This is a genomic window from Pseudoflavonifractor phocaeensis, from assembly GCF_021531375.1.
Taxonomy (GTDB): Bacteria; Bacillota; Clostridia; order Oscillospirales; family Oscillospiraceae; genus Lawsonibacter; species Lawsonibacter phocaeensis_B.
Window position 1 is genome coordinate 23,351 of sequence record NZ_JADYTU010000024.1, and the last position, 7,214, is coordinate 30,564.

Below are 7,214 nucleotides of genomic sequence, written 5' to 3' on the forward strand. Positions count from 1 at the left end.
CCCACAAAAATGAAAAGGAGCGTGTCCCCATGCTGTTTGTAGAGTACCCCAAATGCACCACCTGCCAGCGGGCCAAAAAATTCCTGGACGCCCACGGCGCGGAATATACCGACCGACATATCAAGGAGGACCCTCCCACCGCCGAAGAACTGCGGACCTGGCAGCAGGCCAGCGGCCTGCCACTGAAAAAATTTTTCAACACCTCCGGTTTGCTGTATAAGTCCATGGCCCTGAAGGACAAGCTGCCGGCCATGTCGGAGGAGGAACAGCTGGACCTACTGTCCTCCGACGGGATGTTGGTCAAGCGGCCTATCCTGGTGGGTGACGGCTTTGTGCTGGTGGGCTTCCGGGAGGGGGAATGGGAGGCCAGGCTCTGAAACGGCTGCGGAGCGGGACGGCTTAAAAACTCCCATTGAAAGGGAAAAAAGACAGGAAAAATATGGCGTCCCTACAATGCTGGCCTTTTGGGGTGGGAGACTGGTAAGCTTGGAAGCGGTCTCCACGGTTGAAGGAGTCCCCGGGCGGCCATAATGAAAGGGCGGGCGGCGATCGTGCCGCCCGTTTTTTCGTTATGAAGGGGGTGGAACAGTGGAACAAGAGCCAAGACAAAAAGGAGGCCCCGTTCTGGCTTGGGCGGCGGCCTTGACGGCGGTTTGTCTGCTGCTGGCCGTTTGTCTGTTCCCAAGCGGAGGCCAACCGGAGGCTGTCTCCGCCGCCGCGGTGCTGGACCTGCCCAGGGGGTCCCGGACCGCGGTCCAGACCGTTTCGGTGGGGAAGTCGGTGATCCCAGTGGGAAAAGCGGTGGGGATCAAGCTGTTTTCCGACGGCGTGCTGGTGGTGGGGCTCTCCCCAGTAGAGACGGAAGAGGGCGCCCAGTATCCGGGGAGAGACTGCGGACTGAAAACCGGGGACGTGATCACCCATATTGACGGAGATGAGGTGGACACGATTGAGCAGATCCAGGAGCTGGTGGCCCGCAGGGAGGGGAATCCCCTGACCATCCAGGCCATGCGGGGACAGAAACAGGTGCAGCTGACCGCCGCGGCGGTGGAAAACAGCCAGGGCGTTTATCAGCTGGGGATCTGGCTTCGGGACTCCATGGCGGGGATTGGGACCGTGACCTTCTATGATCCGGAGACCGGGGTATTTGCCGCCCTGGGTCATGGGATCAACGACGTGGATACCGCCATGCTCATGCCGCTGGAGTCTGGCAGCGTTATGAAGGCCACCGTGTCCGACGTGAAGAAGGGACAGAGCGGCCAGCCGGGAGAACTGCACGGGCAGTTTGACCTGACCCAGGATCTGGGGACCCTGTATGCCAACACTAATCTGGGGATCTTTGGACGGATGCCGGAGAACAGCGTGACCGAGGCCCGGACTCCCGTTCCAACGGCGCGGCATGACCAGGTAAAGACGGGAGAGGCCACCATCCTATCCAACATTCGGGGAGATCAGGTGGAGGAGTTTACCGTCAGGATCACCCATATCTCTCCGGAGGAGGAGGGCAACCGAAATCTGATGCTCCAGGTCACCGATCCCAGGTTGCTGGAGCAGACCGGCGGCATCGTGCAGGGGATGTCGGGGTCGCCTATCCTGCAGGATGGCAAGCTGGTGGGGGCTGTGACCCACGTTTTGGTCAACGATCCCACGCGGGGCTATGGCATCCTGATCGAAAACATGCTGGAGGCCGCGGTGGGCGGCTGACGGTCCTCTCGGGTCCCCTCTGCCAGAGGGGACCCGAGGTCCTGAGCAGATCCTATTGGCCCGGCGTGTGGCGGAAGGCGCATGGAGTCAAGCCGGAAACAGAGTATGCAGGGAAAAATGGGGACCGCGAAAAAATAAGTAAAAGGTCGAAAAACTAAAAATTTGTATGTAAAATATCGCAAAAAGGGCCGGATTGTTGACAAAACGGGAAAAAAACGTCTTGCGCATGCTGTCTGATTATGTTAAATTATAGTCGACTAGTCGAAATGCGCAGGCCGAGCGCGAAGCAAGATATTTTGTATGTTTCAGGAGGAATGGTAATGGAGATCGTTAAGCGCGTCTTGCTTGCGGATACAGGGGAAGATTTTCGAAAGAGTCTAGCTTCCGGCTTTGCCGGCGAGCCGGACCTCCAGGTAGTCGGACAGACGGGGGACGGGGCGGAGCTGCTCCGGCTGACCCGGGAACTGGCGCCCGACGTAGTGGTGATGGAGTTGGTGCTCACCGGCATGGACGGGATGCAGGTCTTGGATGAATTGGCAAAGATGGAACCGCGGCCCAAGATCGTCATTTTGTCCAGCTATGTCCGGGGAAATGTGGCGGACATGGCGGCGGCCAGAGGAGCGGATTACTATCTGACCAAGCCCTGCCTTCCCGAGACCGTGTTCGAGCGGGTCCGCCAGCTTACATCGGTGAGCGGACTGGACTCGGAGGAGGATAAAAGAGTAAATCTGGAGACCCAGGTGACCGCCATCATCCACGAGGTAGGGGTCCCGGCCCACATCAAGGGGTATCAGTACCTGCGGGAGGCCATCCTCATTGCGGTGAAGGATATGGATGTGATCAACGCCGTCACCAAGGTCCTCTATCCCGAGGTGGCCAAGCGCTTTGGGACCACCGCCAGCCGGGTGGAGCGGGCCATCCGTCACGCCATCGAGGTGGCCTGGGACCGAGGAGACCTGGAGACGCTGCAGAAATATTTCGGATATACCGTCTCCAACGCCAAGGGCAAGCCCACCAATTCGGAGTTCATCGCCATGATCGCCGACCGACTTTGCCTTGACATGAAGAAAAATCATGTTGGATGAAAGCCTTGCGGCACAAAGGTTTGCTAAATTTTTTTGAAATTAGCCAAACCTACGAAGGAGGCAAAGTTTCAATGAACGCCGACAAAACAGACCTATAAACTTATTTTGCCAAGCCTATGAACACTCCTGATTTATTGGGTAAGAAATATCCCAATGAACAGGAGTGTTTATTGCTATGACAGACATGGGTTTTGATTGGCAGATTGATGAGTTCATGGTGTTTTGCAGAAGCCGTCAACTCCGCGAGAGAACGATGACCAGTTACGAACAAACTCTCCGCCTGTTTCAGAGATGGTGCGAAGAGCAGATGAACATTTTCACGGTTGATAAGGTTACAGAGTCCATCATCCGCCGTTACATCAATGATTTGCAGGAGCGCGGAAAATACTCGTTTTACGCAGATGAAAAAAAGAAGGAAACCAACCATCCCGACAGACGAAGGGATTTCCGCAATCCTATCACTGTGACCACTATCAACAACTACATCCGCAACCTCCGCGTTTTCTTCAACTGGTTGGACAGGGACTATGTTCTCCAAAAGAACCCCATGAGGAAGGTCAGACAGTTGAAGGTGAACCGCAAGGCAAAGGAATTCATCAGTGATGATGATTTCAAGAAACTGATTGCTCAGTTGGATAAGTCCTACTATCCCGAACACCGCGACTTTGCTATGATTATGCTGATGATCGACAGTGGGATGCGGTTAGGAGAATGCAGTTGCTTGCTGATGGATGACATTGACCTGGCTGCCCACAAGGTATTCCTGCGGGCGGAGATTACCAAAGGGCGGCGGGACAGAGTTGTGTTCTTCTCTCCCAAAACAGAAATGATCCTGCGGCGGTGGATTCAGTTCAAGGACAGGTATGTGGAGAGTGACTACCTCTTTCCTGTGAAGCGAAGCGGGGCAAGTATCCAGGTGAGCAACTTTGAAACCAACTTCAAACACTACCTCCGCCGCGCCAGTCTTAGTGAAAAGGTTTCGCCTCATTGTCTGCGGAACAACTTTGCAAAGCGCTGCCTTATGAGTGGCATGGACATTTACACGCTCAGCAAAATCCTCGGTCACTCCAGCGTTACAGTTACAGAGCAAGCCTACCTCGATTTGAACGACGAAGACATTGGAAGGCGCTATCAGAACTTCAGCCCTGTGGCGCGGATGTAATTACTTCTAATTGGCTTTAGCCATCAACTTTTGACAACAACCCTCCAGAAGTATCAACTTTCTGGAGGATTGCTTTATCTTTTATTCACTTTCGTAGCGGTCAGCAATACCATGCAGAAAATCTTTCATTCCCTCCACCACTTCGGGAGGATTGATGATCTTGGCTTTGTTGTAAAATCCGCAAACCCATGCGTAAAACTGCTTGCTGACTTCCACATGGGCGGATACCACAAAATGTCCTTTGTCATCTGGACGGTAGAAAACCTCTTCTCCGTTGCCGAAACGTTCCACAGCGGTATCCAGAAGGTCGTTGGTAAAGCGGATGCTGACAAACTTATCTTCGCCGCCGAACATGGAGAAAACACGCTGAGTGTAGGTTCTCATGTCGATTTTGTCATAGGCGGCAGCTCCGTCCCTTGGCTGTTTGACGATCTCAACTCCCTGCATACGGTCAAGGCGGTAGGTCATCATGCTTCCTTTTTCGCTGTCGTATGCCAACAGATAGTAGTTGCCGTCGTTGATAATCAGTTTGTAAGGGCTGCGGATGTAGTCTTTTCCGCCCCTTCTGGCTACCTGAGTGGAGCGGTCATTCAGGGTGTATTTCAGATACTTAAAGCTGATCTTCCACTTGGCTTTGATTGCCTGATTGATTCTCAGCATAGAGCGCATGATGTGTCTGTTGCTGGTTTTGTTGCGGCCTACCAGATAGACCTCATTGTGCAGCTCTTCAATCTGGCTTTCGCTGCACAGGTCTTCAATGGTGGTCAGCAGATGCTCTTCTTGGCTTTTGGAGATGAATTTAGAGGCGCGGACACACTCAGCCAGAAGCCGCAGTTCTTCAAAGTCGTGGGGACGACCAATAATCTTGTAGCCCCGCTTGCTGGTGTCGTAGATGATTTCGTAGTTCAGACGGTCACGATCATCAATTTCAGCAGCCGCGTCGATGGCAAAAAGCTCATTCAGAGCGTCAATATCGCGGGCGATGGAATGGCGGTCTGCGGTGATGCCGTATTCGCTCAGATGGGCTTTGATTGCTTCAGAACTGGCGGCGTGGTCTTCGTCTGTGTGTTTCAGGAGGTATTGCCACACCAGGAGAGATTTGAACTTTTGCCCTGGCTTTTTGCCGCCTTTGTCGCTGTTTTTGATTGGAGATGCCATCTGTCCTACCTCCCTCACGGCTGGTACTTTTTATCCATTTTAGCATAAAAAGAGCCAAAGACAAGCAGCGTACTTTTTAGGACACCTCAGTTACCCTGTGTTTTAGACAGAATATGATTGGATTCCACAACTTTCCTATTCTCTTTTGGCTTCACTACATAAAAATAAATTTATACGGAACAAAGTAGGTGCTATTGAAAATGTAATGTTTTCGCGTTACATTATATATTGTAATTATAATTCTGAATATTTAGAATTAGGGAATAGTAGAAAGGGCGAAGTGTATATGAAGCATAAAAAATGGATGATAACAATGGTGGTTTGCCTGATCATTGCTTCCTTTTTAAGCATGGGAGCGTCAGCCGCAGAAAACACCACGGAGTTTGCCGGTGGCGAGGGAACGAAAGAGAGTCCATACTTAATCTCTAACACCACGCATTTGAGCAATGTTCGCCTTTACCCAAACAAATGCTTTAAAATGATTGAGGATATTTCCTTTTTGAGTGACGATTTTGCAAAGGGCGGCGCATTCTATAACTCCGGAGCCGGCTGGGCGCCGATTCGACTCTTCAAAGGTACATTTGACGGCGATGGCCACACAATCTCCAAACTTGAGCAGACCTTCACTCAGTCTACTACAACCGATTCGTACGTAGGCCTGTTCGGGGATGTCATCGGCGGCACAATTAAAAACGTGACGTTGGAAAGAGTCCAGATCAATGTTACCGGCTCCCTGGGTAAAAATTACGCCGTTTATACCGGTGCGCTAGCGGGTTATGCTACCGAGGCAACCATCGAAAACTGCCACGTGGACGGAGCGATTTCGGTGGACTGCTATGTTCGCAATTACAGCAGCAATCCGGGATTGCAGCTCTACACCGGAGGTGTGGTAGGCTATCTGAATGACAGTTCCTCCAGCGTGAAAAGTTGTATGAACGATGTGAAGATCACGGTGTCCAGCGGCCGTGATACCTATTCCAAGACCTGGGCTTATACGGGCGGCATTGTCGGATACCTGAATGGCGGTGAAGTTTCCGGGTGCGGAAATCATTGCGAGATTGCCACTGAGGTCAACAACGAAAAGGGAACCGCAGATTGGGCTGACCGAGTTGGCGGCATTGCTGGCTACGCGATCAGTAATGCCGCAATCAGTCTCAGCTATAACATAGCTGATCTCAGCGGTCCGGAACAGGTGGGCGGCATTGTCGGTAGAGCCGATACCATTACGGTGGAACGTTGCTATAACGCCGCTGCCCTGCAGGGAAAAGATACCACCGGTGGTATTGCGGGCGACGCCGATGCATCCACGATCGAAAATTGCTATAACTGTGGCGACCTGAAACTGCATTCAACTTATAACCAGGGCGGCATTGTCGGCTTTGCTGAAAACAGAAGTATCATCAGAACCTGCTATAATGTGGGATCGGTGAATGGATCGGCTCATGAATACGGTGGCATTCTGGGATATAACTATTATGATGGTGCTGACATGTCTTTCTGTTTTTACAGCAGGGAAGGATGCAGCGTTGGCGTAGGCAGCGGAACTAATACTGGCACGATCAAGAGCGCAGAAACAGCTATGCAGCAGGAAAGCACATTCTCCGGTTTTGACTTTGCGGATGTCTGGACCATGGCAGGGACTGAGGAGTATCCGTATCCGGAACTGCAGGATGTTGCATTGCAGAGCAGTGACTTTAGGGTCACTGTCAGCGAGAAAGAAGTGGATGTACCCTCCGTCGGAGAGGTTACAGTGGAAGCAAGAGCTACCGCTTACTATGGCGGAATTGCTGCCGATGTGACGGAATCCGCTGTTTGGAGTGTTAGTGGTGACACCACCGGCGTGAGTATCTATGAGGGGCTGATCACCATCACGAGCGAGGCTCAACCGGGCACTTTCAAGGTGAGGGTGACCTATAAGGAGCAAAAGGCGACTCATGCGATCACGCTGATCAAAAACGAAACCTGTGACCACAACTGGCTGGATGCCGACTGCGATACCCCCAAGACCTGTGAACGCTGCGGTGCAACCGACGGCAATCCTCTTGGCCATGACTGGAAGGATGCCGACTGCGATACCCCCAAGACCTGTGAACGCTGCGGTGCAA

General features: G+C 52.5%; 6 protein-coding genes. 5 read left to right on the forward strand and 1 reads right to left on the reverse strand.

Going from position 1 to position 7,214, the window contains the following annotated elements:
• The first annotated feature begins 29 nt into the window (after positions 1-29).
• The 4 genes from I6E39_RS08505 (at position 30) to I6E39_RS08520 (ending at position 3,951) form a co-directional block, all read left to right on the forward strand.
• Complete coding sequence (locus tag I6E39_RS08505; protein WP_235381175.1) at positions 30-377, forward strand: arsenate reductase family protein; 348 nt, start codon at positions 30-32, stop codon at positions 375-377.
• Between the two features lie 211 nt (positions 378-588).
• The gene (spoIVB, locus tag I6E39_RS08510; protein ID WP_235381176.1) at positions 589-1,704 is read left to right on the forward strand and encodes a SpoIVB peptidase; all 1,116 of its coding nucleotides are present in this window, start codon (positions 589-591) and stop codon (positions 1,702-1,704) included.
• Positions 1,705-2,024: 320 nt separating this feature from the next.
• Positions 2,025-2,789 (forward strand): sporulation transcription factor Spo0A, encoded by a 765-nt coding sequence (spo0A, locus tag I6E39_RS08515; protein ID WP_235381177.1) that lies wholly within the window; start codon positions 2,025-2,027, stop codon positions 2,787-2,789.
• Positions 2,790-2,964: 175 nt separating this feature from the next.
• Positions 2,965-3,951 carry a tyrosine-type recombinase/integrase gene (locus I6E39_RS08520; protein ID WP_235381178.1) on the forward strand — a complete coding sequence of 329 codons (987 nt, stop codon included), beginning with the start codon at positions 2,965-2,967 and terminating at the stop codon, positions 3,949-3,951.
• Between the two features lie 81 nt (positions 3,952-4,032).
• Here I6E39_RS08520 and I6E39_RS08525 read toward each other — a convergent pair whose 3' ends face one another.
• On the reverse strand, positions 4,033-5,109 hold the full coding sequence (locus tag I6E39_RS08525; RefSeq protein ID WP_235381179.1) for a helix-turn-helix transcriptional regulator: 1,077 nt from the start codon (positions 5,107-5,109) through the stop codon (positions 4,033-4,035).
• Positions 5,110-5,395: 286 nt separating this feature from the next.
• On the opposite strand from I6E39_RS08525, the gene I6E39_RS08530 reads away from it, so the two are divergent.
• The coding region (locus I6E39_RS08530) for a GLUG motif-containing protein (protein ID WP_276530268.1) at positions 5,396-7,214 on the forward strand (1,819 nt) is incomplete at its 3' end.